The 25899-nt window shown below is 38.0% G+C and carries 23 protein-coding genes and 1 pseudogene; 1 reads left to right on the forward strand and 23 read right to left on the reverse strand.

Annotated elements, in window-relative coordinates; genetic code table 11:
• Nucleotides 1-2: 2 nt before the first annotated feature.
• On the reverse strand, nt 3-1904 hold the full coding sequence (locus tag JUE95_RS03770) for a RodZ family helix-turn-helix domain-containing protein (RefSeq protein WP_203649296.1): 1902 nt from the start codon (nt 1902-1904) through the stop codon (nt 3-5).
• A gap of 285 nt (nt 1905-2189) precedes the next feature.
• On the opposite strand from JUE95_RS03770, the gene JUE95_RS03775 reads away from it, so the two are divergent.
• Entirely contained in the window at nt 2190-3671 is a 1482-nt protein-coding gene (locus JUE95_RS03775; RefSeq protein ID WP_203649298.1) for a glycosyltransferase, read from the forward strand.
• A 203-nt stretch (nt 3672-3874) separates the two neighbouring features.
• Here the strand turns inward: JUE95_RS03775 and JUE95_RS03780 are convergent, their stop codons facing one another.
• From JUE95_RS03780 to JUE95_RS03885, 22 genes and pseudogenes are all read right to left on the reverse strand, one after another.
• Nucleotides 3875-4294 (reverse strand): protein-export chaperone SecB, encoded by a 420-nt coding sequence (locus JUE95_RS03780; protein ID WP_203649299.1) that lies wholly within the window; start codon nt 4292-4294, stop codon nt 3875-3877.
• Nucleotides 4294-4560 (reverse strand): hypothetical protein, encoded by a 267-nt coding sequence (locus JUE95_RS03785; RefSeq protein WP_203649301.1) that lies wholly within the window; start codon nt 4558-4560, stop codon nt 4294-4296. The genes JUE95_RS03780 and JUE95_RS03785 overlap by 1 nt, the downstream gene beginning before the upstream one ends.
• Nucleotides 4544-5152 carry a hypothetical protein gene (locus JUE95_RS03790; RefSeq protein ID WP_203649303.1) on the reverse strand — a complete coding sequence of 203 codons (609 nt, stop codon included), beginning with the start codon at nt 5150-5152 and terminating at the stop codon, nt 4544-4546. Before JUE95_RS03790 ends, JUE95_RS03785 begins: the two co-directional genes overlap by 17 nt.
• Before the next feature lie 201 nt (nt 5153-5353).
• Nucleotides 5354-6676, reverse strand: coding sequence for a 5-methylcytosine restriction system specificity protein McrC (locus JUE95_RS03795; RefSeq protein WP_203649305.1), 1323 nt, complete (start codon nt 6674-6676; stop codon nt 5354-5356).
• Nucleotides 6677-6692: 16 nt separating this feature from the next.
• Nucleotides 6693-8051, reverse strand: a complete 1359-nt coding sequence (locus JUE95_RS03800) for an McrB family protein (protein WP_203649306.1) — start codon at nt 8049-8051, stop codon at nt 6693-6695.
• A gap of 92 nt (nt 8052-8143) precedes the next feature.
• On the reverse strand, nt 8144-9637 hold the full coding sequence (locus tag JUE95_RS03805; RefSeq protein WP_203649308.1) for an LA2681 family HEPN domain-containing protein: 1494 nt from the start codon (nt 9635-9637) through the stop codon (nt 8144-8146).
• A 247-nt stretch (nt 9638-9884) separates the two neighbouring features.
• Complete coding sequence (locus JUE95_RS03810; protein ID WP_203649309.1) at nt 9885-10352, reverse strand: hypothetical protein; 468 nt, start codon at nt 10350-10352, stop codon at nt 9885-9887.
• 22 nt (nt 10353-10374) lie between these two features.
• Nucleotides 10375-11388: a hypothetical protein gene (locus tag JUE95_RS03815; protein WP_203649310.1), complete on the reverse strand. Its 1014-nt coding sequence runs from the start codon at nt 11386-11388 to the stop codon at nt 10375-10377.
• A 53-nt stretch (nt 11389-11441) separates the two neighbouring features.
• Complete coding sequence (locus JUE95_RS03820; protein WP_203649311.1) at nt 11442-12308, reverse strand: hypothetical protein; 867 nt, start codon at nt 12306-12308, stop codon at nt 11442-11444.
• A gap of 356 nt (nt 12309-12664) precedes the next feature.
• Nucleotides 12665-12967 (reverse strand): annotated as a pseudogene (locus JUE95_RS03825) (GDP-mannose 4,6-dehydratase); the annotation flags it as partial.
• An 81-nt stretch (nt 12968-13048) separates the two neighbouring features.
• Nucleotides 13049-14011: a DUF6625 family protein gene (locus JUE95_RS03830; RefSeq protein ID WP_203649313.1), complete on the reverse strand. Its 963-nt coding sequence runs from the start codon at nt 14009-14011 to the stop codon at nt 13049-13051.
• Between the two features lie 18 nt (nt 14012-14029).
• Nucleotides 14030-14686, reverse strand: a complete 657-nt coding sequence (locus JUE95_RS03835) for an acyltransferase (protein ID WP_203649314.1) — start codon at nt 14684-14686, stop codon at nt 14030-14032.
• Nucleotides 14687-14705: 19 nt separating this feature from the next.
• Nucleotides 14706-15542 (reverse strand): dTDP-4-dehydrorhamnose reductase, encoded by an 837-nt coding sequence (rfbD, locus tag JUE95_RS03840; protein ID WP_203649482.1) that lies wholly within the window; start codon nt 15540-15542, stop codon nt 14706-14708.
• Nucleotides 15543-15623: 81 nt separating this feature from the next.
• A complete protein-coding gene (rfbB, locus tag JUE95_RS03845) occupies nt 15624-16655 on the reverse strand; it encodes a dTDP-glucose 4,6-dehydratase (protein ID WP_203649316.1) in 1032 nt (343 codons plus the stop codon).
• Nucleotides 16656-16666: 11 nt separating this feature from the next.
• A complete protein-coding gene (gene rfbC, locus JUE95_RS03850) occupies nt 16667-17248 on the reverse strand; it encodes a dTDP-4-dehydrorhamnose 3,5-epimerase (RefSeq protein WP_203649318.1) in 582 nt (193 codons plus the stop codon).
• 2 nt (nt 17249-17250) lie between these two features.
• Nucleotides 17251-18120 (reverse strand): glucose-1-phosphate thymidylyltransferase RfbA, encoded by an 870-nt coding sequence (rfbA, locus tag JUE95_RS03855; RefSeq protein ID WP_203649320.1) that lies wholly within the window; start codon nt 18118-18120, stop codon nt 17251-17253.
• An 840-nt stretch (nt 18121-18960) separates the two neighbouring features.
• Complete coding sequence (locus JUE95_RS03860; RefSeq protein ID WP_203649322.1) at nt 18961-20067, reverse strand: glycosyltransferase family 4 protein; 1107 nt, start codon at nt 20065-20067, stop codon at nt 18961-18963.
• A gap of 27 nt (nt 20068-20094) precedes the next feature.
• Nucleotides 20095-21534, reverse strand: a complete 1440-nt coding sequence (locus JUE95_RS03865; RefSeq protein ID WP_203649323.1) for a flippase — start codon at nt 21532-21534, stop codon at nt 20095-20097.
• 62 nt (nt 21535-21596) lie between these two features.
• The gene (locus tag JUE95_RS03870) at nt 21597-22544 is read right to left on the reverse strand and encodes a glycosyltransferase family 2 protein (protein WP_203649324.1); all 948 of its coding nucleotides are present in this window, start codon (nt 22542-22544) and stop codon (nt 21597-21599) included.
• Nucleotides 22545-22567: 23 nt separating this feature from the next.
• On the reverse strand, nt 22568-23422 hold the full coding sequence (locus JUE95_RS03875) for a glycosyltransferase (protein WP_203649325.1): 855 nt from the start codon (nt 23420-23422) through the stop codon (nt 22568-22570).
• Entirely contained in the window at nt 23367-24692 is a 1326-nt protein-coding gene (locus JUE95_RS03880; RefSeq protein WP_203649327.1) for a hypothetical protein, read from the reverse strand. Before JUE95_RS03880 ends, JUE95_RS03875 begins: the two co-directional genes overlap by 56 nt.
• A gap of 47 nt (nt 24693-24739) precedes the next feature.
• Nucleotides 24740-25897 (reverse strand): glycosyltransferase family 4 protein, encoded by a 1158-nt coding sequence (locus tag JUE95_RS03885; protein ID WP_203649328.1) that lies wholly within the window; start codon nt 25895-25897, stop codon nt 24740-24742.
• Nucleotides 25898-25899 lie beyond the last annotated feature (2 nt).

The following is a 25899-nucleotide window of genomic DNA, read 5'->3' on the forward strand; positions in this document are numbered from 1 at the left end:
AATCAATTCTTGCCGTGTCTACGCTTCTTCCAAGTGAGACCAAGCAAAGCAAACAAGCCTGCTAAACCAACTAATGCGGCACTAGAAGACCGGGTTTCATTCTCATTAGTTTGAGGCAACTTTTCTGCCTCACCCTTTTTAGTACCTTGTACTGCTGGTACACCTTGCTTAGTAACGACTCGTGTATACGTTGTCACTTGCTTTGGTGTAACATCCGGCGTACTTGGCTGGGTCGGTGGTACTGGCCGGCTGGGCTCAGAAGTCTGTGTTGGCGTTGTTGGTTGCGTCGGTTGGCTTGGCTGACTCGGTTGCGTCGGCTGACTCGGTTGTCTTGGTGTCGTCGGCTGCGTTGGTTGTGTTGGCTGAGTCGGTTGCGTTGGCTGAGTCGGTTGCGTTGGCTGCGTCGGCTGAGTCGGCTGGGTTGGTTGTGTAGGCTGGGTCGGTTGCGTTGGCTGCGTCGGCTGGGTCGGTTGCGTTGGCTGCGTCGGCTGCGTTGGTTGCGTCGGCTGGGTCGGTTGCGTCGGCTGGGTCGGTTGCGTCGGCTGCGTTGGCTGAGTCGGTTGGGTCGGCTGCGTCGGCTGGGTCGGTTGCGTCGGCTGCGTTGGCTGAGTCGGTTGCGTTGGTTGCGTCGGCTGCGTCGGTTGTGTTGGCTGCGTCGGCTGCGTTGGCTGCGTTGGTTGCGTCGGCTGCGTTGGCTGAGTCGGCTGAGTCGGCTGGGTCGGTTGCGTTGGCTGAGTCGGCTGAGTCGGCTGGGTCGGTTGCGTTGGCTGCGTTGGCTCAGTTGGCGGGTTAGAAGGTTGCGTTGGCTGCGTTGGAATGTATACACGCAATGGCATCTCATGTAGCAACAACGGCGCGTCAATTTCACTATTTTCTGGTAGTACAGACGCGTGATCCGGATTACCTGTAATTTGCCCAATTGTGGTGTCGCCGGGAAGAGACGCTAAAATGTCATTTAATATCATGTAAGAAGCGGGTGTTGAACTGATGAACCATGGACCCAGTGCTTGCATAACATTTGGATCTTGTCCTGGGGCGGCACCATTCATCCACTGCTCAGCAGTCCTGCCGGGGATAAAGTACGGTACCCAAACAATCCCCGTTTTTTCCTCTGTTATAGGTTGCAATTCCAGCTCATGTAACTTCTTCAAGGCATCCACGGCGATTACCGCGTGAGGATCACCATCAAACCTCGCAATGATCCAGTTGTAATAATCATCGGGAATATTAGCGTCCAAAGCTAAGCTCTTAATATAATCTGCTTCAGTCTGTCCAGGCTGCAGCTGACTATTATTAACGTAAGCATCCACTAATTGGCCGCCAGCTCCGCTCGTCAGATCATTAATTTGATGCATCTGATCTAAGTCGGACATTGAAATCGAACCTGCGGCGATTGGCATGTTGCCCCAAGCAGCCTCAGTTTGGGTGGCCTGTGTATGTTCACTATCATGGCCATCGACACCATTCCACGCATCACTGGTGGGCTTCGTACTGTCCACTAAAGCAGTCTTGCTCTCCACCGCCGTCCCCGTTGCCGGATCCGATGGTGTCGCCGGAGCAGTGGTCGGTTGATCCACTGCCCCGCTGGTTGCTGCTGGCTGCGTTGTCCCTGGATTACTGGAAGCATCCGGTGTATCTGCTGTCTGCGATGTGTCTGCTGTCGTTGGATCATCACCGCTGTCAGACGCTACTGATGCCTGCGTCTGCGGCGCCTCCTGTGATGCGTCCTTGATGGCTACGGTATTACCTTGTACCGTTATCTTCTGATTACTCGCTTGGCTGGTTGAGTCCGTGCTGTCCGTCGTATCTGCCGCCTTAGCAGACACGTTTCCAACCAGCATACCGGACAGGATCGTCGCGCTTATGAGCAACGACTTCCAAGCCTTTTGTTGATGTGTTGCCATAGTTAATCCCCCTTGTACGAAAATGCAAAATGACGCTCAAAATTAAATTGCGAACCTACTCCTAAGTTCATACGAAAGTATACTACATGCTTCGTGAATTTGCTAACAAAAAGTACGTAATTTAAACTGTTTTGTTGGTAAAGTATGTTAATCATGTAGTAGGCTAATTATGAGGGAAAATTAGTCATTAACTGGACTAACCGACACTTTACCAAACTTTGCGCCAGCTAACCATTTGGTTATAATGTAAATCAAATAGCACTACGGGACTTTGGGGGAATATTGATGAATTATTTTTTGACGTCATACTTTAACGAAACACCATCTGCGATTGAAATTGCCGAGATTCGCCGGCTGAGACTGTTTGATCAAATTGGCGAACCTTCCACGATCATCACGGAGTCGCCAGTCTGGGATTCGGGGTACACGCTGGATCAGCTGGGCATCCGCCAGCGCGTTATTAATATGTATAGCTACTATCAGCAGCTGGAGCGATTCGATGGTCCTGAAGCCACCAAGACAGCCATCCGCAGCACCCTGCCAGACCTGCCATTTGAGAAGAATGAGATTCTGGATGACGGTAAGCCGGTGGTCAAAATTCGTGAAGAACACGGCAGCCTCTCCTACGTGGACTACCTGGACGTCTTCGGCTTCACCAACCGCCGTGACTTTTACGAGCATGGCGTTCGCAGCTACTCGGAATTCTACGACGACCACGCTAAATTGCAAATTAAGCAGTACTACAATTATCAGGGCAAGTCGGTGATCACCTGCTACTACCACGGTGGTCCCAGCAACCAGGCGATCCTCACCATGATTCACCTGGAGACTGGCAATCAGACACTGCAGTTCCAGTCACTGGATGCCTTCCGAACCCATTTCTTAGACGACTTAACAAACAACGATGATACCTTGATCTGCGACCGCGAGGACTACTGGGGCATGGCCATGGGGCTGATGCACAAGGATCCCCGCAGAATGCTAGTGATCCACGCCGCCTTTACCACCAACGCTAAACGCGGCGGTGAAGTCTTCACCAGTATTAAGAACACCATCGAGCACGGCAAGCTGGACAGCATCATCACCTCCACGCAGGCTGAAGCTGATGACATGCACGCCCGCTTCCCCGACGTCCCTACTGAGGTGGTTCCAGTCAGTGCCGTGCCTGATAAACGGCTGGATACCTACTACCCCTTTGAAGCCCGGACACCGTTTCAAATTATCGCAGTCGCCCGTGTCACCGAAATCAAGCAGTTAAGCCACGCCATCAACGCCGTCATCAAACTGCACGGTCACTTCCCCGAAGTGGACTTCAAAATCTACGGCTACGAGGATCTGCTGAACGGTTACGCCGAGTCGAAGAACTTACGGAAAATCGTCCGCCAAAATAACGCCGGCGACTACGTCCACTTCATGGGCTACACCAAGGATCTCAGCAAGGTCTACCAAAAAGCTGACCTGCTGTTGCTAACCAGCCGCAGCGAAGGCTTCTCCATGGCCATCCTGGAGGCGCTGTCCTACGCCTGCCCAGTAGTGAGCTACGACGTCAACTATGGTCCAAATGAGCTGGTGAAACCCGGTAAGAACGGCCAGTTGGTACCAGCCAACGATGAATATACCCTGTTTAGAACTCTACTCGACATCTTTAACGATCGTCAGCAGCTGCAGGAGTATGGGCTGTTTGCGCAGAAGTCGGTTATGGCGTTTGAGGAGAGTGCGGTGGAAAAGCGATGGGTGAAGGTTTTGAAAAATGGATTGCAAATCTAATTAGATTATAAAAAGACGCCGTTTTTGGAAAAAGCAGCGTCTTTTATAAATCTCAAATTTAAGCAAATTATCGACTTCATTAGCTTCTTATGCATACACTTGATATGTCAGTTATTATTCGAACTACGAAAAAAGTAGGTAATAATTACTATTTTTAAAATTCTTATATCAAAAACTACCCTTCAATTGATAGAGTAGTCAAACTATTTGTTGTTTTTTTGAATATTTCTTTTCAATAGCTGTGCAATATTAACCGTTGGCAAAACTACAGCAGGAATTTCATTCGATAAAGCTGTTATTGTGGTAAGCGTCGAACGAAGATATGGAAACAAAATTGCAACTGCATTAGTTAACAATAAATTATCCTCGCCAATTTTTTGATCATCTTCATTGGGATTATAAGTAAATGAACCATCTATAACAATTTTGACATAAAACGGTGCTTTTTTTGAAATCTCCATTGAAAGAGTGACCGTCCATTGATTGAGTATTTCACCTTTTGCAATATGAGCCTGAAATTTTGGCTCTAATTTGATTCTAGAACCTGACTCACCTTTATGATTAGTATCAATACTATATTCAAATTTTCTCACACGGTAACCATTAAAATTCAGAACCGTCATCAGGCCACCAGCCCTTCATCAAAATCCAATGGGAATGAATGAACGGTTTCATTAAAAGCTTCGTTTGAAGAAATTGAGAACTGGGTTGAATTTGAAAACTCAACCTCAAAATTATCCGAAAAGTGAACAGTTTTAGACACATTTAATTGTTCAAACTTCGATTCTTTGACTCCTTCATCAAATTCATTCCGTAGAAGTTGAATTTCATCTTGAGACAATTCATGTTTTGGGTTCAAAATTTCATTTATATTAAATTGAAAACTCATAAGTCTGTGCCTCCTCTTGAGGATCGATGATTTTCCTATCATGTAGTAATTCATTTTCTCGAACAGCATAAATTATTTTCACCAATTCAGTGGCATGTGGGCTCTTTACTCTACGTGAATGGCTCATTTTACTCTCAATATATGCTACTAATCCATGAGAATGATTTCTGGGATATGAACCAAAAATTTTTACAACCGAAAAATTCTTACTAGCTTGCTGTAAAGCCAGCGTTTCATGAACAAAGTTTATAACTGCGCCAATTTTAGATAAGTCCAATCCAACATCATACTTCGCTGCCAATAATTGAGCAATAGAGTATAGTGCTTCAGAACTCTTAACGTTTGTTAGATCAAGTATATCTTCTTTATTACATCTAAGAGAAGCACTTGCCATTGAAAATTTAACTTCTGTGTTATCTGAACGACTAACCAACCATTTATTGGCATTCGAAAAAGTTTCCCAAAAATACATACCCTTTCCACACCATTCACCTTGTTCATTAGATGGGAAAAAACTACCTTTACAAAACTTTTCATTATGTTCAGATGTATCTATATGATAAAGTGGAACAACTAAATCTGTTAGTTGCACAAACGTTTCTCCTATATTTTAAATTTGTTGATAGCTATGAATTGTTTGCTCTCGGTAAGGCGAGCACAGGGGAATTACTTCCCTTCCGTTATAATTCTAACACGAAGCCTAGAAAGTAGTAACTGTTTTACATGATCTGTATTGACAACTTACTGAGTGGATCCGAAATACATGCCATTTTCGGAACATTACCCAGATTTGTCAGTCAGAAAATCCAACTGCATAATCCTTTAACTTCTTCTCCTGTACCCGCATCCCCTCAACAAACTCCGCCCAATCATCAACCCGTGGCACCGCGATTCCATATTCCACCAACACCGGTCGTTCAGTTTCATCCGCATACTCACCTTCAACTGGCAACTCAACAACATTTGCTTCATTGTTATCAGCCAGATGAATCAGCATACCTCGCTTACTTTGAAATCTTAGCATGTAAGCTAACATTTGCAGCCGGTCGTGGCTAGCAATATTAGCAGTGAATTTATATTTGGCATCTAATGGAATCTGCGGTTTCCCTCGTTTAAGATAATCCGGATAGATCAACCCTTTATCCTTCTCGTTACGAAATAGATACTGCTTATCCTCGCCAGCACGATTATGTGAGTGCACGTACCCTGGTTCCAGCAAACGACCAACATACTCCTCAAATAACCATGCAATATCGATCAACACACCGTTAAACTTGGCTCCCTTGGTCTGAGTTAAACTCTTTCCTTCTAAGAAAGCTCGACAAACTCGTAGTAGTGGTCGATATTCAGCGTAATAATTATTGCGAATCCGCATCACTTTATTCTGGCGCAAAAGCTCACTGCGTTCCTGTGTGCGATACCTCGGTGTGTTCTCAACCACCGTTCGTACATTTTGCCGAATCGACTTATCCACACTTAACAATCCGCGCAACTGCGAGTCAGCACGCATTGCTTCAATAGCATGGCGTACTAACTCCAGTACTTTAGTATCATAAGTAAATTCATGGCTTTGCGACGCAAACCGGCCTACAAATGGCACATCAGACTTCAACTGACGTTTGAAATCCAACTGACCATGGATCTGATAGTCATTAAACTTCTTATCCATATACGATTTATACAAACCAGCTCTCAACGCTCGATTGAGCAGTTCTGGAATAAACAGAGCCAGAACATTAACACCACTCACAGGACCAACATCGAAGTCTTTAGAACCAAGAAAGTTCACGTGTAGAACCCGATACAGCATATATTTCAAAAAATAATCATTCCCAGGTGTATCCGCCCGTGAACCAATCAAGATCTGATTAGTTTTCCGCTTACCACCAAGCGTTACTGTGCCCACTAAATTAGTGGTCCACAGCCGACCTTTGTAGTGGGTCAGCACATAACTATCCTGTTCACTCAAATCTGCGCTAACAGCTAAGCTCTGCGGAAAGGTTAGAATGCCCGCTTCAGATAGTTGTGTCAGATTTTGATCACAAATCTCTTTGATAAACTTCTTCTTTAGATATTCAGCAGGCAGTGGTTGGTTATCTTTAAGCTTAATTTTCATCGGCCATCAATATCCTTTATTTACCGTCAAACGCTTTTTTAAATCCATCAATTCGACTGGTCATATCATCCAAGCCCTGCAGATATTCTGCTAGCAAGGGTGCAATGTCTTGCTGCCAAATATCCTCCAGCTCCACATCATCATGAGTTAGACGCAACAAATAGCTGGGACCAATCTCATAATTACTGTTCAGGACGTCATCATGAGCAATCTTATCGTTCAGGCGTGTCAGACTGTCACTAGCATTCTTTCTAACCTTTTCATCTTTAATGGCATTCAGCATTTGCAAAGTATCTTTTGGTTCAATTTGAATAAAACGAAAACGTCGACGCATGGCAAAATCGATATTTTCAGCACTACGGTCAATATCATTCATCGTACCAATGATATAGACATTCTCTGGAATATAGAATTGCTGGTTCATACCGTTAGCTTCATGCAAATTAGCATACTGAGTCGTAACCGCACTAGCTTTACCACGATAGCCTGGATCAATGGCAAAAAAGAGTTCCCCAAAGATCTTATTAATATCGCCACGATTAATTTCATCAATGACAAATACATATGGATTATCTGGATCCGTTTTCGCATGGTTACAAAATGACATAAAAGTTCCCGGCTGCAGCTTAAATTGTAATTGTCCATTCTCAATTCCCGCTGGACGCAAGCCTTCCACAAAATCGGTGTAATCGTAGCTCGGGTGAAACTGCACAAAACCATACTGATGATTGTCCATTAATTCATCACGATTCGTTTTTAACAGATTCGCAGCGATTGACTGTGCCAAGTAGGTTTTACCAGTTCCTGGCGCACCATGAAAAATCACATTATGGTCTTGCAACAATTGCTCAGAATAGTTTTGTACCTGAGACAGCTGGTCAAACTTCTTCATGCGTTTGAGAATCTCAGCATAAGCACTCTCAGTAATTGAAATGTTATCATCATCGACACTTTGTACCTTGTACTTAATGTTATATACCGTAACTGGTTGACCAACTAACTCTGTATCTTCTGGTAACTGGAAATTCGTTGTTAATTTATCTCCAGTCAACTGCTGAAAATTCTTGATTTTAGGGCTCGCAATGAAAACTCTTGGAATTTCATCTTCAAATAGTGATGCACTCCAATCGTAATACAAGTTGACCCAGTTGATATTCAAATAAGGCATCTTAAACAGCTCATTCTTACCAAACGCAAAGTGCCGGTAGACCTTTGTACCATCACTTAGTAAAATTGGCTTAGTTGTACCGCCTCTAACATAGTTTTTGATTGAATCTTTAAATTCTTCTGGTGTATCTTCCTTCACTGCTCGTTGGCAGATTTTAAGGAAGTCATTCAAATACTTCTTAAATTTCGCTACATCGGCATCATTCATGGTTAGCCCTTATTTCTAATTGCATTCAATATAAGAATTTCACAATAAACTGATTTAAACATCTTAACAAAATAACAAGCTTTAAAAATTATTTATTGTAATTTCATACTGTCATCATAAGTCCTTGAAAAGAGGGTAACGCCATCCTCCGTATTTTTATTTTCTTCATGATAAACAGTAACTAGTAATAAAATAATTGCTTCTCTACATTTTTTTAGTAAATACAATCCCATTGAGCGAAAATCCGAAATCCTGATTTCATAAATAAAATCTGAACATTTAGTCTTCTGGGAGTCCTGCACAACCCTTAGATACCTATGCTCTATAAAATTTCGAACAGTATTTATTTCTTTCATCTTTGGATCTAAAAAGTCTTTATAATTTTCAGATTTAGTTTTTTTGTCATTTCTATAAAGATCTTTTTCAATCCAATTTAATCCCCTAAGAGCATAATTATCCTTGGATGCAGTAAGTAATTTTTGGCTTTCCCAGATGTGCTTAAAAGAAACGGATCGAAAATTTATTTTCAATTTGAAATAAGCATTGATAAAAAAACTAATTCTGTCAAATATTGAATATATTGCTTTAAAAGCATCTTTCAACTGTTCGACACTATACGCATAAATGGCACCATCCCAATTGTCCACTAAGTAAACATCAAGATCAGAAAATTCCACGCCATAATCGGTCAAGCCTCGATACAGTTGAAAACGGGCTGTAACATATTCTTGTTTAATTTCATTAATTAATCCAATTAACTGAAATCTGGTACTTTCTTCATAGTCTACCGGTGTCTGAAACTTACCAAAATGTATAGGATCATATGCTGCATTTATATCATGTACAACGTCATTTAAGGGGTTTAGTGCCAGTACATTTTCCCCGACCCATTTTCTATACTCCCTTTCTTCTGTGGACATTTTTCTTTGTGTTCCTTTTATCTTAGACCTAGAAACATGTATTTTGATCAAATTATCAAGGCTCTTAGAAAATGAAGCTTCTGCTTCGCTAGTCATAGTTAAATTCTCGTGTGATAGTACATCTTCAAATAGGTACTTAGCTTCACCTAACAAGAAACTTCTTTGATTTTGGTCAAAAATAAGCTTTGCATAGTTCATCAAAGACATTGCTAAATTTCCTTCAGCCATATCGAATCTTGCAACTGTTACAACTTTAAAATATTCTTCAATAGCTGAAATTATTCGACCTGAAGAATCTAGTAAATTAGCATAGTTTACTAGTAACTGAAAGTAATACCCTCTAAACCATTTATGTGCTTTTTCGTCTCCTTTGTATTCAGTACTTTCTTTATATTTGTCTGCTAACATCAGTGACTTTCTGCACAAGAATAGACTGCGTTCAAGATGTTTTTCATCTGTTTTTTTGCTGAATGCTCGATAACTATCATAGCAATTGAAGGCAAAATAATAATACTGAGCCCGACACATAATATGAGTTGCTTTAATTTCCCCCAATTTCTCACATTCAGTGGATAAGTACAACAAATATTTCAAATTTTTATCAAGAATAGCCTTATCACATTGCTTACCTTTCTCAGATACTGCCCTATCCTTATACCATTTCAATAATCTGCACCTCTACTTTTAATCATATTAATGTCTCTATAATACGCTATCTCTCGTTTAAGCAACCATATAGTTTCTTTTTACTTTGCTCCACGCCTATATCGTTTTGCACATATTTTCCGAAACCTTTTATTTCAAAAAGATCTTAGACATAATAAATAAACGAAGAAAATCAATCGTGATTTTCTTCGTTTATTTTACAGACTCATTGTCGACTTGCCCCACAACTTAATAAATTGTAGAGAATTTACGGATACGGATAATAAGTACTCCCAGACATCCGCCCACTATACTTATACCAAGTAGTTGTCTTGCTACCCTTGTTAGCTAAATCCAAGCCTCTAAACTTCCGCGCACTGATTTTCTTGATCTTCCACTTAAAGGGATAAACAGTGCCTCCGCCCATATCAACTTTCCCTTTCAGGTAATAGGTATGGTTACCAGCGTATCGATAACTCATATCTTTTGCACCATACCCACCAGATTGGATTCCGACATCTGAAAAACTGTTCTTCTTAATCGTTAGGTAAAAATATCCCCAGAAATACGTGTGATCAGCATTATGAACCTTACGCATCTTCGTCCGCCAATGTCCCCTCAAAGTGGTAGGCGTCCCTTTATGATACGAACTTGCACTCACACTTTGTGTACTAGCCACGCTAAACAGTCCAAATGTCATCAACACTAACAACAACGTTCTACAAATTTTCTTCAATTTGAATTCTCCTCACACACACCTATTCATCACTAACATTCACACGAATCCCCTGCAACGCCTGACGTCCGCCCTGCTGGTTAACATATTTAAGCACTTGACCATACGTAACATTTTTACGATTATGATCATTACCAATGATGAAAGTATAGTAGCCTGGTATCTTAGGATCTGACCGTGGCATCTGGTCATGAACTTTCAGCACCATTCCGCTCTGTTCCATCACATACGTATACATGGATGCTTGGGTATGCACATCGAATATGGCACCTTTTGAAATGTCACTTTGAAGGTTCAAATGATAATGGTTATTGGCGTAAAAGAGTAGCATCTTGCAAGTCGTCGCAAAATCAACATTCTTTTGCGTTAAGACGTTTGCCGTGCTGGCTTCACCGGCACTTCGCTTATCTTGAATCGTTAGCTGATTGGCCCGTGCCTTCACCTGATCAGCCGCATTTTGGTCATTAATATAAGCAACAACTTGACTCAGTGTCACACTAGCCTCAGGCGATACCTGCTTGCCATCTTCTTCAGAATCGATATCCTGATTGCCGTAAAAATGAACGGTGCCATCGGCATCCAACGTGTAAGAAGGATATTCAAAATCAGTATCCGCTGTGGTAGATGTATCGCGGTGACTTGAACCAATGGCATAACGGACATTTTGACCTTGCTTGCTTAAATTCTCGATGTCAATCGTCGTGATATAGACCGTGTTCTCATTTGAATTATCAAACGTCGAAGCCCATGATTTTTCATACTTCAGCTTGGAATCATGCTTCGCATAGTACATCAGCGCCGAAGCCGTTTGCTGCGGTGTCAGCTTGTTCTTATCCAGTTGATCAGCAGTACTCTGCTGACTCGATGTCTGCGAACTACTGGCTGCCTTTGAAGAACTCGTTTCTTTCACTGACGAATGAAGCTTGGTCGTTTTATTATCCGGCTGCCACCTTAACAATCCGACTTCATACGCTCCCCAACCAGTCGCTAGCACAACCACCAGGGTTATTAATATAATAATCATCCGTTTTTTCATAACTGCTACCCTTTCATCCGAATCAAGCTGCGGATAACGATTCAAACATTTCGCTATTTAAAATATACTGTCTTAGTGCTGGTAACTGGCTTGTACTGATCATGTGAGTAATAGCCCACGCTGACTTTGACACTCTTTGCCTTTGGCGCATAAATAGTTTTACTAAAGGTATGCTTACTGCTCAACTTAACATACCGATAACCTTTGTAAGTCTTGATGTTTGCGTAATTAGCAGATTTATACAGTTTAGCTATTCCAGTAACCTTAACGTACTTCTTTGATGCAGTCTTAGTCGCAGATAGCTTTGAAATGTGACTCTTATAGGAAGGTGCCTTAGGCTTCGAGGCTACACCATCATAGTTACCGCCATAATCAGACACAGCATCACGCAGCGTCAAAAGGTAGTCAGCTTCATGCGAGAAAATATCATAATAGTCCACATAGTCCAAGCCACCGCCATCATGAGCATCAATTTCATGTTGAATTTGATGCGCTGATGATTCTAGTTTACCTTGTACTGACTTGGGTAATCTATTCCTAAACACGTTATATGACGCAACCATACAATCATAATCGTCTTGAACACCAGCTTTTGTGAATGCGTGGTCAGTGCCAATATCAGCTGAAAGATAACCCAGATAATAATAAATGCCATAATACTCTGAAGTGTATGCGTTCTTATATTTATAACTATGCGTACTTGGTAGTAATGAAGTCACTTGTGAGCGAATCTCAGGACGTGCTTTCCCCAAAGCAGCCTTCAAACCATTAACATCACTTGCATATTGCGAATATGGAATATAAGCGGCAGCATGCGCGGTCGTGTTTGTAGAAGGATTTGGTATCGCAACAAATACCCCACCTAAAATACTTGCGCTTAACATTGCCGTAATGGCACCCTTTTTTAAATTATTTGACATCATTGTTCCCCCTGATTTCATAGATTTAATACAACAATTAATTATAGGCTTATAAATTAAAATAGGTAGGATGAATTTTCAATTTTTTAGATATCGACACGCTATTGTATACAAAAGCAGCCGAGAAAGATCGAACTGATCTTTCTCGGCTGCTTTAATTCAAAATATTATCTTTCTTTAAAACACTATTCATACCTTAATACTCCTTGGCAACAGTGCTATATGCTCTCCATACTGATTAACGTAGACTAATTCCATTACGACCTAGATCTAGATGAATATTAGCTTTGCAGTGCCTTTACGCCACTCTAACGTTTGCTTGATTGCCGATTTTTAAAAACCATCACTGATTGCACTCAATCCCGATACCTATCCACATACCACTGAATCGTCTCCTTCATGCCCTCAGAGAGCTCTTGCTGGCTCTGCCACCCCAGTTCCCGTTCAATCTTCGAACTATCCACCGCATACCGCCAATCATGTCCCAACCGGTCAGCAACATACTCTATTCGGTCTTCACTGATTCCCAGCTCCGAACAAATCAGCCGCACGATTTCATTATTCGACTGCTCGTTGTGACCACCGATATTATAGACTTCACCAGCACGCCCATGGCGCATCACTAAATCAATCGCCCGGCAATTATCCATGACGTACAGCTTTCTGTTTTGTCTTACAAATTAATAACACGTAAATTTTGTCATAAGCAAATAATTTCAAATACTGATAGCTTCAAGACATCATTTTTCGCTCCCAATAAATCTTAAGCGTCTTCTTAAATATGAAATTGAAAGATTACCAATTCTTTTTTTTAGCTGTCTTCTATTTTGATCTTTTCTCCATCTAATCAGTTCCCTTGAACTATCGAATAATTGTCCGCAATTATATATTACATTAGGCTTAATGAAAATTTGTTCATCTATGCTATTTAAGATATTCAGCAATGATCTTTTCTGAAAATGCACATATAGATATTGCTTTACACCAGAATCAGTATGTCCGTATATATTTCCATTATTATACTCAATGAAGTTAATATGAACACCATCCGTTGTCATGAAGTCAAATTCCGTTGGTTTTAAGTCAGCAATTAAATTTGGATTATCAAATTGTGACACTTTATTTTGTGTTTTCATTATTGCCCAAGAAAGGCCACGTCCTTTATTCTTCCCCCAACCCCACTCATCAAACGCATAAACCGTTTTATTAGTTGCAACTTCCTTAAAGGAAGGTACTGCATCTAGATTAAAATTTCTCCTCCAAAGTGAATTCATATAATTACAATTTCTAAACAACGTCAAATGTCCTAAATTAAAAATTCGATCATATTTACTTAAAATATCTTCAGTGATAAATTTTGAAATATTTCCAAAAATTATGTCACTATCAAAGTAGCCCCACCAAGACGATCCTGATAAATATGAAGCAAATAACTCTCCATAAGTTGGCTTAAAATCAACTAATTTGTACGGACTGATAATTTTTGCTGTGTAGCCTAACATTTTGTTAATTCTCTTCTTTAATTCCTCAAGACTACAATCTACAAAAAGTACATTAGAAGGTACTTTTAATGACCTAGTGTCTATATCTGTCGGTATGATAAAGTTGATATTTGAATTGTGCTTAAATGAATCCATCAGTATGGGAAAATTCGAAGGAAATGAGTTCCCAAAATAAGGAGAAATTAAGCTTATTTTTTCCATTTTTAATCTCCTCTGTCTTTATTTTCGGTTAACTATGTCTTTAGCACGCCTATCAAATACTCTAGAATATGCGGGAATGGATTTGGTAACCAAGGTTCCAGCCCCAATTACACTTCCTTGACCAATTTTTACGCCATCCAAAATAACGACATTTGTACCAATCCATACATTACTTTCGATGGTAATTCCTTGCTGTTCAACTCCTTGAGATTTAATAGTTGCCTTACTATCAGAAAATATATGATTTTCTGCAATCATAGTAACGTTCGGCCCAATCATGACATTTTCTCCAATAATAATTTTTCCTGCCGCTCCAATATAACCACCTGGTCCGATTGAACTATTATTACCAATCTGAAGTGTATCACCAATATGGCCGACTCCATAATAGCTACTTGGCCGAACCATGACATTTCTACCGATGGTTACATTATCTTTAAAAACTATCCCCCTCTCACTTAATCCTTGAATTTCAGAAAAGTCTTCAAATTTAACATTCCGTCCAGTGCTAATATATTGCGAGTTAATAATTTTTACTTTTTTCCCAATAAACAAAGGACCGGAATGTTTCTTAAGAAAGAGGCCTCTGACATAGCCACGTAAAAGCTTAATTAAAGTACTAAAATAAATTTGAAATTTTGTATACTTACTGACTCTTGAATTAATAGAAGTCATTATTTAATTCCCTCCGAAGTTAGTCTCTTTCAAAATTTTCTAAAGCTTGTTTCCAATTTGATATCTTAAATCCTGTTTTTTTGACACGACTTAAATTCATGACTGAATGCTTCGGTCGAACTGCTTTTTGAGGAAATTGAGCAGAAGCAACAGGCACCACCATAACATCCTGATTTTTCAAAATTTCCTTAGCAAACTCATACCAAGTACATGATCCATCGTTAGACAGCTGATAAGTTCCAAACTCTATTTGGTGCTCAACAGCATAGATCATAAACTCTGCCAACGTGTAGGTCCAAGTAGGCCGACCAACCTGATCATTGACCACAGTTAAAGTATCATGTGTCTTAGCGAGTCGTAGCATAGTGAAGACGAAGTTCTTGCCGTATTGACCAAATACCCATGAAGTCCGAATGATGTAGTACTTATCCATGATTTCTCGAATGGCTTCTTCACCAGCCAACTTAGCCCGACCATACTCAGTTTGCGGATTAGTCTGGTCATCTACTTGATATTCTGATTGTTTCTGACCATCAAATACATAATCGGTACTGATATAAACTAAAATTGCACCCGCATTCTTAGCAGCTTTAGCCACATTACGAGTCCCGTCAACATTAATTTTCCAGTTGGCTTCTTTACCTTCATCCTCAGCCAGATCAACCGCGGTGTATGCTGCACAGTGAAAAATCACATCTGGCTTAACCTCATTTACCTTATTAGTAACAGCATCATAATCCGTGATGTCCATTTTTCTCGAACCATAACCGACAAAGTCAGCACCTTTTCGCTCCAATATCTTCGATAACTCTGTCCCTAATTGCCCCTGGGCACCTGTTACTAAATATTTCATGATATTTTCTCCTCAAAATTATTCAAAAAGAGATTTGCCCCTCGACAAATCTCAATCATTATTATTTACATTCACAAGTTGAAACTATTGACCGTTCTTAGCGTATTTAGCTTCAACGGCTGCCTTTTCAGCTTTCCACCAATCTTCATGTTCACGATACCAATCAATGGTATGCTGCAGGCCAGATTCGAAGTCTGTAAATTCAGGCTTCCAACCTAACTCCTCACGCAACTTGGTAGAATCAATTGCATACCGTAAATCATGACCTGGACGATCCTTAACATGATCATAGGCATCACTAGGCTGTCCCATCATCTTAAGAATCAACTCAAGGACTTCCTTGTTATTCTTTTCGCCATCGGCACCAATTAAGTAGGTTTCACCAATTTTACCTTTGGTTAAAATATCCCAAACCGCCCGTGAATGATCATTGGTATGAATCCAATCCCGAACGTTCTTACCAGTCCCATAAAGTTTAGGACGAATACCACTAAGAATGTTTGTAATCTGCCGTGGAATAAACTTCTCAATGTGTTGGTAAGGACCATAGTTATTAGAACAGTTGGAAATCGTTGCTTTCAAACCAAACGAACGAACCCAAGCGCGTACTAATAAATCTGAGCTGGCTTTTGAAGAAGAGTATGGACTACTTGGACGATAAGGGGAATCAGGTGTAAACTTCTCCCCCTTACCTTCGCCGTGTCCGGGTAAATCTTCTCGTAATGGAAGATCACCATAAACTTCATCTGTAGAGATATGATGATAGCGTACACCGTACTTCACACAAGCCTGAATCAGGGTGTACGAGCCGACAATGTTGGTTTGAATAAACGGTGATGGATCAATCAATGAATTGTCGTTATGACTTTCAGCTGCATAATGCACCACTGCATCAGCTTTAGAGACCAACTTATCGACTAGTTTAGCATCACAAATATCGCCAACTACCAGTTCTACCTTATCCTTAGATAAACCAGCCAGGTTTTCACGATTACCAGCATAGGTCAACTTATCCAGAACTGTAATGTGTTTTACTTCTGGATGATGTTCAACCACATAGTGCACAAAGTTAGAGCCAATAAAACCTGCCGCCCCGGTTACAATTAAGTTATCCATGTTCAGTCTCCTTAAATCTCACCATAAACGAATGGGTTATCTTTTTCGAATTCACTGAAAGTTGGCTGATTAGCATCCTTCTCAGAAGTAATAGCAGTATCAAAATCAATTGGCCAAGTAATTCCTAATTCAGGTGACTTGAATGAAAAGCCACCATCCGCTTCTGCATCATAATAGTGATCGCACTTGTATAAGAAGTTAACATTATTGGTCAAAGTAACAAAACCATGTGCAAAACCACGAGGCACTAATAGTTGACGATGGTTACTCTCTGAAATAATGTAGCCTTCCCACTGTTTATATGTAGGTGAACCTTTACGAACATCCACAATCACATCAAGAACAGCACCTGTTACCACACGAATCAACTTAGTCTGTGCTGCTTCGCCACGCTGGAAATGCAACCCACGTAAAACACCGGCTTGGCTCGATAGTGACTGATTGTCCTGGATGAAGTCAAAGTTAATACCTGCCTCTTTAAAATCACGATCTGAGTATGTTTCTTCAAAGAAACCACGATGATCACCAAATACAGCTGGTTCGATAATTTTGACATCCTGTAGCTTGGTTGTTGTTACCTTTAATTTACCCAAAATTAGTCCTCCTCAATCATTCTTAACAAATATTGGCCATAATCATTCTTTTTTAGTGGCTGTGCTAATTTGTAAACTTGTTCTTTATCAATATAACCCATTCGATAAGCCACTTCTTCAAGACAAGCAATCTTTAAATTCTGACGCTTTTGAACTGTCTCAATAAAACCAGAAGCCTCATGTAAGGATTCATGTGTACCAGTATCTAACCAGGCATAACCACGTCCAAGTAATTCAACATCAAGTTGTCCACGCTTTAGATACTCCTTATTAACATCGGTGATTTCTAGTTCACCACGTGGCGAAGGTTTAAGATTCTTAGCAATATTTACAACCTGATTGTCATAAAAGTACATACCTGTCACAGCATAATTGCTAGCAGGATGTTCCGGCTTCTCCTCAATAGATTTAACATGGTGATTCTTATCAAATTCTACCACACCAAATCTTTCGGGATCATTAACTTGATAACCAAAAACAGTTGCACCTGATTCTTTTTGTGCACTTCGTTGTACCATTTTGGACAGGCCACTACCATAATAAATGTTATCCCCAAGTATTAAGCAAACCGAGTCATCACCGATAAAATCAGCACCTAAAATAAAAGCCTCAGCCAGACCATTTGGCTTTTTTTGAATCTTATAGTTAATGTTAATGCCTAATTGGGAGCCGTCCCCCAGGAGATCTTGAAAATTCGACAAATCCCGTGGTGTTGAAATTAATAAAAGATCTGTAATTCCAGCTAACAACATAGTTGAAAGTGGATAATAAATCATAGGTTTATCATAAATTGGAACAAGTTGTTTAGATATAGCCTCAGTTATCGGATATAATCTAGTCCCAGAACCTCCAGCAAGTAAAATTCCCTTCATTATTTACACCTCTTTTTGACTAAGTTGTGCTTCTTCATATTTTCCAAATTGTCCCCTTAAACCATCAAATATGCCCATTAAAACACTTTATGCATTCTCTTTTTTCTGATTTCCAAAAAGAACTTGAATTACTGCATTAATGAAAACTTTTAAACCTACTTAATTTTTGATGGTACTCGCTGCCTTAACACAAAAAAGCAATATTTCGGTAAATATTAAATATAATACAGTCTAAGGGCAGGCGTTAACAGTTACCGAAACCTTTTTGGTAGTTTCCATTAGTTTGGCGATTTAAAATTACACCCTCATTTATAAAATAACTTCAAAACCCATATTTCTTGATTTCCAACACCATTTATAACATACAAAATTAATAAAAAATTCTTCTTTAAACAAACTAATTTTAGTAAAGGCTGATACTGTTGTGATTGATTCCGAACTAACCATCTCTGGTACAGAAATAAAGCATGACCCTTACTATTCTTATTAATAATTGGACTCATCATAATCAATTTTGTATTACTATATTTCTCAGCGCAGAAATTCTCTGTAATTTTTTGTAAATTTGATTCACCGTAATTGCTGTCTTGATCAAAAAAACTGCTAGTTCACTATCACTTTTAAGAGTAGCCAAAAGAAATTTTATCGCAACATTTTGTACATACCAAATATCTTGACTACAATTTAATAAAGTAAGCTTAATCGAATAATTTGTAATAGTCATAATTTGATTTAATTTTTCGGATTATTATCATCAATTACTCCACTAGGAGAAGTATTGACTGTTTTACCTTTGATTTACCCAAAGTTAAACCTCCATAATCGTCAAATTATTAACAATCAGCGTATTGATGATTCCACGACTTTAAAGTCCGCTAACCATGCACTCCAATTAAGTCTAGTTTCAAATCTCTCACGTGCAGCTCTTGAATATTGAACAAGCCTATTCTCACTCATTAATTTAATGTATTCATCAGCAAAGTCAGCTGAAGTTGACCCTTCTGGTAGACAACTGCCTGTCTTTCCTTGAACAACGTATGATTTTACACCGCCTGTGTCATACGTTAAAGTGGGCAAAGCATAACAAGCTGCCTCACAAAATACAATACCTGCACATTCGGCTCTAGTTGGTAAAATAAATACGTCACATTTCTTATACAATGCTATTAGCTTTTTACTCTGTTGCTTATCAGTTTTACTAAGTCTACCCCAAAAGATTATATTCTCATTCTCTGAGAGACTCGCTGGCTTATCTACACCCACAATATTTAAACGATAAGTATTGCCATTGCTTCTCTCATTGAGTAAGTTAACGGTATCAATAGCAATATCGATACCTTTTCGTTTCCATTCGACCCCTACGAGTAAAAAATTAATTTCTTTCGCCTCTGGGTTGAAAAAATTATAATCAAATTTATCCTCAATATTCGCACCAAAAGGTATAACACTTATACGCTCTTCAGGAATATGATAATAATTAACTGCATCATTTTTAGCCCAGTCACTCGCTAGAATTATTTTATCAGACCGGCTTAAGGTTTCTTTTTCATTCATGTTTTTTCGCTTTACTTCAGTTTCTGACTTGTTGAAGAAATAATAATTGTTCATCGAATGATATGTTGCATCACTTAAATAAATAACTTTCCCTTCAGAAAAATCAATTAGATGTGCCCATTCACTCCCAACTGGTGCAAAAGTGATATCGCTTTGTGAAAGTCCAAATTTAGCAATTGTTTTTCGATTTAGTCGTTCTTCAATACCATAATATAACCCTTCTAGCTTCAATTTCTTCAAAAATTTTCTCAGGATTTTTCTAAAAAATGAAAATTTCATTTGTAGATCACGGAGATCATAAACAGTAGATAAAATTCTACTCATTGCAAAGATTGTACCACTCCAAGCATTTCTATCAGAAATGCCACTTACACTTAAATAATTTAGCTTCATCATCACATCCCCTTTAATTATAGTAACCTAATTGAATCTTTTTATAGAAAACCATCTATAAGCTTCTCTGCAAACAAGTCGGAATTCTTCCACTTTTTCAGTCCATAATATACAACCATAAATTATAATTCCTGTAATGGCTTCAATCAAGAAGGCAAAAAAGTTGCTAGGAAACGCTTGTACTTCCAGTGAGATTGCTATACCCATAATTATTGCAGCAATAAATGCCTTAGTAAGCAGAATATAAAACTGCTTAAATAATATAGTTTTTCTAGTAAACCAGATTTGCGTAACTGTCACACATAACTCTGAAAGCACGGAAGTCACCGCTGCACCAATCGCACCTAAGTATAATATCAATGGAACATTAATAAGGATGGTGACAATCGCACCACCGAAAATGGAAATTGTATAAAGCTTATTTTTATTAATTGCAACCAGATATTGAGCGCCTATTATTCCTGCGATAGCTATAGGCATTATTGCCAAAGATTCAATTCTTATAACATTAATAGTTGGATAAAACTTATTTCCCAAAAACCATGGAATAAATTTTGAAGAAACACTGATAAGCCCTGAAACCATGGGAAATGTAATGATTATTGCAAATGCTAACCCATCGTTTAACATCTTGTTTACTTTATCAGTTGCTCCCTTAACATAAGCATTTGCAACATGAGGCATCATAACTGTTGTGAACGCAGATACTACTGTCAGCAAAATACGTATAATTTTATCAGAATTATCAAAATATGCAGCTAATTCAACTGACCCTAATGTAGCAAGCATAATTTTATTTAAAATTGAGTAGATACTTATAGCAATCTGGGGAACAAATAATTCTAAAGTGTTTTTTAAATGATAAAAGGGATGAAGCTTAACATTTAAATGAAAAATAATTGTTTTTTTTAAATAAGGCCATAGTGATAGGTTCCCAAGAAGTGTAGTCCCAGAAATAATGAGTATATAATTAAAAATATCTTCTTTGGTTCGAACAAACGCAAATATCAAAATCACTGAAAAGAATTTCACTACAAAATTTCTTAAAACTGTTACTTTAAAATTCTCCAGTCCCATAAATAACCACGAAATATCAGCCGCACATGCCAGAATCAAAAATGATTGTGCTAAATAATACTTAATATATTCACCATCTATGATCAAAAAAACTGTAAATAGGAGTAAAGAAACAACAGTTGTAAATATAGAAAGAATCTCTATCTCCCAAAAATTTTTACTCAATTCAACCTTATCGTCGCGTTTATATGCGATTTGCCGTTGCCCATAGAAACCCAGCCCTAATGTAGCTAGAAGAGTAAAATACTGGGTTGTTGAATTTGTTAAGGTATTTATTCCCACTCCATGTGGACCTAATACTCTTGAAATATAAGGTGTCGTTAACAAAGGTACAATTAGCGCAAACACCTGATATGACATGTTGTAAAGGTAATTTTTTACTGTTTTCATCTAATCCCTTTCATGCCCGAATATGATAACTTTTCATTTGATAGACTTGCCAATTAACAGACTCACTTTAAAGGTGATAGCTTACTTAGGAGGAAAAAGAAAGAAAAAATAGCTCGTTGCTTATAATTTGATGTACTCAAAATGTTTTTAACGGTCATATTTTTTTTAAGATATTTGATTGATTTTTCTTTTTCAAGCTTATCTTTCTTATGCCTATAATGACTTATTGCTAAGTCCACTTTTGATTTTGAAATTTCTAAATTAATATTTTTTGATGAAATACGCTTGTCGTGCATACACAGATGAAGTATTTGAGTAAAGGGTAGAAAATCTTCTTCAAGACTATTACTCATTGATAATAATGCACTACTATTATGTTGCCAGTAGTAGTAGCTATTACTAGGAATAGTAACAATATTATTGTTACATTTTAGCAGATACTCTACAACAAATTTATGATCTTCAAATCGAACTAAATGCGGATCAAATGAGATACTGTTACTCTTGACGATTTGACTGCAAAATAACTTGTTCCACACTACACCTTCCATTCCAAACTTATTAAAAGTATTATCAACTGCTTCAGACACGTTAAATTTAGAATTTAATAATCGTGACTGGAAGAGTATTTTACCATTTTGATCAAAATACTTTAATCCGCATACTATCATATCAGCTTTATTTGAAAGTCCGGTTTCAACTAAGTTTTTTAGATGAATAGGCGATAAAGTATCATCAACGTCAACAAAAGTGAAATACCTGGTTTTTAGTCTTTGTAGTGCAAAATTTCTTGCCGAACTGACACCCTTATGCTCGCAATGAAAAACTTTAAATCGTTGATCATTTGATATTTCTTCCACAGCTTGCTCATATCCGGAATCAGTAGATCCATCATCAATTAAAAACACTTTAAAATGATTAAACTCCTGTTCCATAAGTGACTTGATTGCCCGATGAATATATTTCTGACTATTATAAAATGGAATGATAACTGTAACTATTGCATCCATATAATTCTCCTCAAATTCAACACCTAACCATCAAAACGATTTTTCCCAGTAATTCCATCTACATAAGCATGAATAGGATCAAGACTTAAGTGTTTAATACTCTGACAAACAGAAAATGGTATTAATTTGAGAATCAGCTTAAGAAGATCGCCTTTACTGCCCATTCTCGAATTAAATAAAACTAAATTTCTGCGCAAAAAATAAACTTGCATTCCGCTCGTTTTTCTAATTGCACTACCTTCCTCATGGAAGACTTGCAGCATTGGAAGAGAAAATATTTTGAATTTAGCTCGTTGAAACATTAAACACCATTCAGTTTCCTCAAAATTCAAAAAATAAAGTTCAGGTAGTTTTCCCACTTTGTTAATTGCTGACATTCTCACAATATAACATGCACCATCAACTGTTTGCACTTCTTGTGGTCTAAAGCCACGGACTAATATCTCATCTTCAAAATGAATTTTTCCAAAAGATATTCTTTTCCCGTATTTCTTTGTGCCTTTACTATTAGCTAAGGAAGGACTGGCAATTGCACATGATTTGTGAGAAATCATGAAATTATAGATTGGTTCTATTAAAGGACCGTTTAATTTGATATCAGGATTCATTATGAAAACATATTCTGCACCTAATTTTTTAGCTCTACTAATTCCTAGATTATTTCCACTGGCATACCCACCGTTCTTGGGAGAGAGAATTAAATCAAAATGTAATGCTCTTGCAATTGGTTGCATGAATTCAACAGAATCATCTGTCGATTTATTATCAATAATAATTATCCTGTCATTTTCATCAATTAAGCTTGCAAGTGATTTTGCAAGCTTAATTGTTTCCTTGGCGACGTTGTAATTCAACAGAAGGAATGCTATTCGCGTCATAACAAACTCCCCCCTCATCTAGGTTCAAATTTTTGTCTTTTCGACTTTTTGATTCGACTGAAATAACTGAAATAAAAAACAATATTGCTGCAAAGTAAAAGATTCTTTGAGAATTTAAAAGAGACAAAGAAATGCTAGTTAACCCAATGTAAACAATTGCAAGAAAGACACCGATTTTTTCTTTCGAAATTATAAGAGCTCTAACTGTTCCTCCGATAAAAGACACTAATATAAATAATGAACTCAATCCAAACTGAACGTAAAACCCAAAAACTCCTAAATCATCTAGGTAGTACTGGTATCCCAAGGTATTTAATATACCACCATGAAGTACCAAATCTTGAGATCCGTTTGGAAACCCGATACCAAAAAAAGATTTTGCTGGTATTTCATTATAATAAAATTTTAAAGCTTGTATACGAACAAAATAAGATATTGAACGCGTACCGTTTACAAACTGATCGATAATTGGATGAATAGCAAAAGCAGAAATAGTTAAAGCTAAGAGCCCAATGATTATCCCAAATTGAATATTCTTCCTATTTAATAAAGAAACAAGGGCTAACAAAACTATTACAATGTCAACTATCATATACATTCTTGTCTGAGCAATAAAAATAATATAAAGGAAATTCGTTAAAGTCCAAAAAATTATACTTCTAATTTTGACCTTATTAGTTGCGACTAAATAAGATTGAATAAAAATGGAAAACGAAACAAAATCAGCAGCTTCAGAAATACGAGGAAGTCCAAACAAAAAGCTTGGGCTTTGTATTGTTACTGCCGTGATATTTTGTGCCAAAAAAGTCAAGTTTTTCAAGTACAATACACTTTGAAAAATTAGAATAATTGATGCAATCGTGCTAAATACAATTGTTGCTTTAGCTATCTTAAATAGCATTTCCTTTGATGGATTAACTAAGTAAAGTGCAAAAAAAAGAAGAAGCAAATAAAATTGGTGTGCCGAAGTAACCGAACTTGAAAATGATTGATCATACAAAGTCTTACTATAAAATAATAATATTGTCGTAAAAAGAAGAATAAGACAGCTTGTGACACCATAAATTTTTGAAGTATGCAAAAATTGGGGGAGCTTCCCTAAATTAATGACTATGATTAACACAACAATTGCAATTGACAGGTATTTTGATGTATATGATTCCAATTTATAAAACACATCAGGCATAGGAATCACGAAAAAAATATCTAGCTGTAGAACAAGAAGAATATATATAAGAAATAAATTTATTTTTTTCAAAGTGTCAGTCATCATAACTCTCCTCGCTCAAGCATAGTAATCTGTTATCTTCTTCAAAATTACAAAAATATCTCGTCATAAACTTTTTGCACCTGATTCACGAATTCATCCAAATCAAAACATTGCTTTTGTCGTATTCTTGCATTTTCCCCATATTTTTGTAATGTTTGCGGACTCTGCAAAAGACGGTCAATTGCCTGAGAAAGCAGTTTGATATTCCTTGGCTCTACCAAGATACCAGACTCATTCTGAACCACCATTTCTTGGACACCCCCATGATTGTAACCAATAATAGGAATACCATTTGCCATAGCTTCCAATACCACAGTTGGAAAGGGATCAGGCGATGTACTAGGCATGACAAAAATATCCAACAGTTGATAAATTTCTTCAATATTTGTTTGAAATGGGATCAATTTAACTCTATTTCGAATCTCAGTAGGAAAGGTATGAATTTGTTTTTCTAATTGTTCAAGATATTTTTCTTCACCCTTGTAAGGACTACCAACAATCATTGCAACAACTTTCTTGTTCTTTTCTAATTCTGGGCGAACTGCATTTAAGAAATCTTTTTGCCCTTTCCATGAGTTAATTCTACCGACCATACCAACAATTAGCTCATTTTGTTGAATACCGTACTTGTGATATTCTTTTTTTACATTTGAAATAACTCCTGTAGCATCAATACCATTATGAATAACACGAATTTTTTGGGGGTTAACCAAGCCTTCATTTGTTAAATTTCTTGCTGTAGAATTTGAAACCGTAATTACCCTGTCAGAAAAATGTTGTACCAAAAAGGCAACAACTCTGCGAATGATTTTAGGATGCGTAATAATCTCATGGACATGCCAAACTATTTTGGCATTGGTAAAGGTTTTTAACCATACACCCTCCCAAACGGCTGTAGTATTGACATGAATCAATTCAATCTTATTTTCCCTCACAAATTTAGCAAGCTGATGAGCAAAATGAATGTAATTAATAATATATTTTAGGATTCCAGGTATCGTAAAATACTTTCTACGTACAATTGGATAAGGCATAACAGAAACCCTTATTCTATTATTCTTCAACACATCAACTAATTCACCATTTTCAGGAAGAATCACAATAGGATCATATTTTGATTTATCTAATTTTTGGACGATTTCAAGTAATATTTTGTCTGCACCGTACATTTCTGCCCCGGCGTGAAGATATAATATATTTTTCATAG

The sequence above is a fragment of the Secundilactobacillus yichangensis genome (assembly GCF_016861565.1).
GTDB lineage: Bacteria > Bacillota > Bacilli > Lactobacillales > Lactobacillaceae > Secundilactobacillus > Secundilactobacillus yichangensis.

Bases quoted from the DNA above. Each gene is read 5' to 3' on its own strand.
- JUE95_RS03770 (WP_203649296.1), bottom strand. From the start codon at position 1,904: ATGGCAACACATCAACAAAAGGCTTGGAAGTCGTTGCTCATAAGCGCG.
- JUE95_RS03775 (WP_203649298.1), top strand. From the start codon at position 2,190: ATGAATTATTTTTTGACGTCATACTTTAACGAAACACCATCTGCGATT.
- JUE95_RS03780 (WP_203649299.1), bottom strand. From the start codon at position 4,294: ATGACGGTTCTGAATTTTAATGGTTACCGTGTGAGAAAATTTGAATAT.
- JUE95_RS03785 (WP_203649301.1), bottom strand. From the start codon at position 4,560: ATGAGTTTTCAATTTAATATAAATGAAATTTTGAACCCAAAACATGAA.
- JUE95_RS03795 (WP_203649305.1), bottom strand. From the start codon at position 6,676: ATGAAAATTAAGCTTAAAGATAACCAACCACTGCCTGCTGAATATCTA.
- JUE95_RS03800 (WP_203649306.1), bottom strand. From the start codon at position 8,051: ATGAATGATGCCGATGTAGCGAAATTTAAGAAGTATTTGAATGACTTC.
- JUE95_RS03815 (WP_203649310.1), bottom strand. From the start codon at position 11,388: ATGAAAAAACGGATGATTATTATATTAATAACCCTGGTGGTTGTGCTA.
- JUE95_RS03820 (WP_203649311.1), bottom strand. From the start codon at position 12,308: ATGTCAAATAATTTAAAAAAGGGTGCCATTACGGCAATGTTAAGCGCA.
- JUE95_RS03830 (WP_203649313.1), bottom strand. From the start codon at position 14,011: ATGGAAAAAATAAGCTTAATTTCTCCTTATTTTGGGAACTCATTTCCT.
- JUE95_RS03835 (WP_203649314.1), bottom strand. From the start codon at position 14,686: ATGACTTCTATTAATTCAAGAGTCAGTAAGTATACAAAATTTCAAATT.
- rfbB (WP_203649316.1), bottom strand. From the start codon at position 16,655: ATGGATAACTTAATTGTAACCGGGGCGGCAGGTTTTATTGGCTCTAAC.
- rfbA (WP_203649320.1), bottom strand. From the start codon at position 18,120: ATGAAGGGAATTTTACTTGCTGGAGGTTCTGGGACTAGATTATATCCG.
- JUE95_RS03860 (WP_203649322.1), bottom strand. From the start codon at position 20,067: ATGAAGCTAAATTATTTAAGTGTAAGTGGCATTTCTGATAGAAATGCT.
- JUE95_RS03865 (WP_203649323.1), bottom strand. From the start codon at position 21,534: ATGAAAACAGTAAAAAATTACCTTTACAACATGTCATATCAGGTGTTT.
- JUE95_RS03870 (WP_203649324.1), bottom strand. From the start codon at position 22,544: ATGGATGCAATAGTTACAGTTATCATTCCATTTTATAATAGTCAGAAA.
- JUE95_RS03875 (WP_203649325.1), bottom strand. From the start codon at position 23,422: ATGACGCGAATAGCATTCCTTCTGTTGAATTACAACGTCGCCAAGGAA.
- JUE95_RS03880 (WP_203649327.1), bottom strand. From the start codon at position 24,692: ATGACTGACACTTTGAAAAAAATAAATTTATTTCTTATATATATTCTT.
- JUE95_RS03885 (WP_203649328.1), bottom strand. From the start codon at position 25,897: ATGAAAAATATATTATATCTTCACGCCGGGGCAGAAATGTACGGTGCA.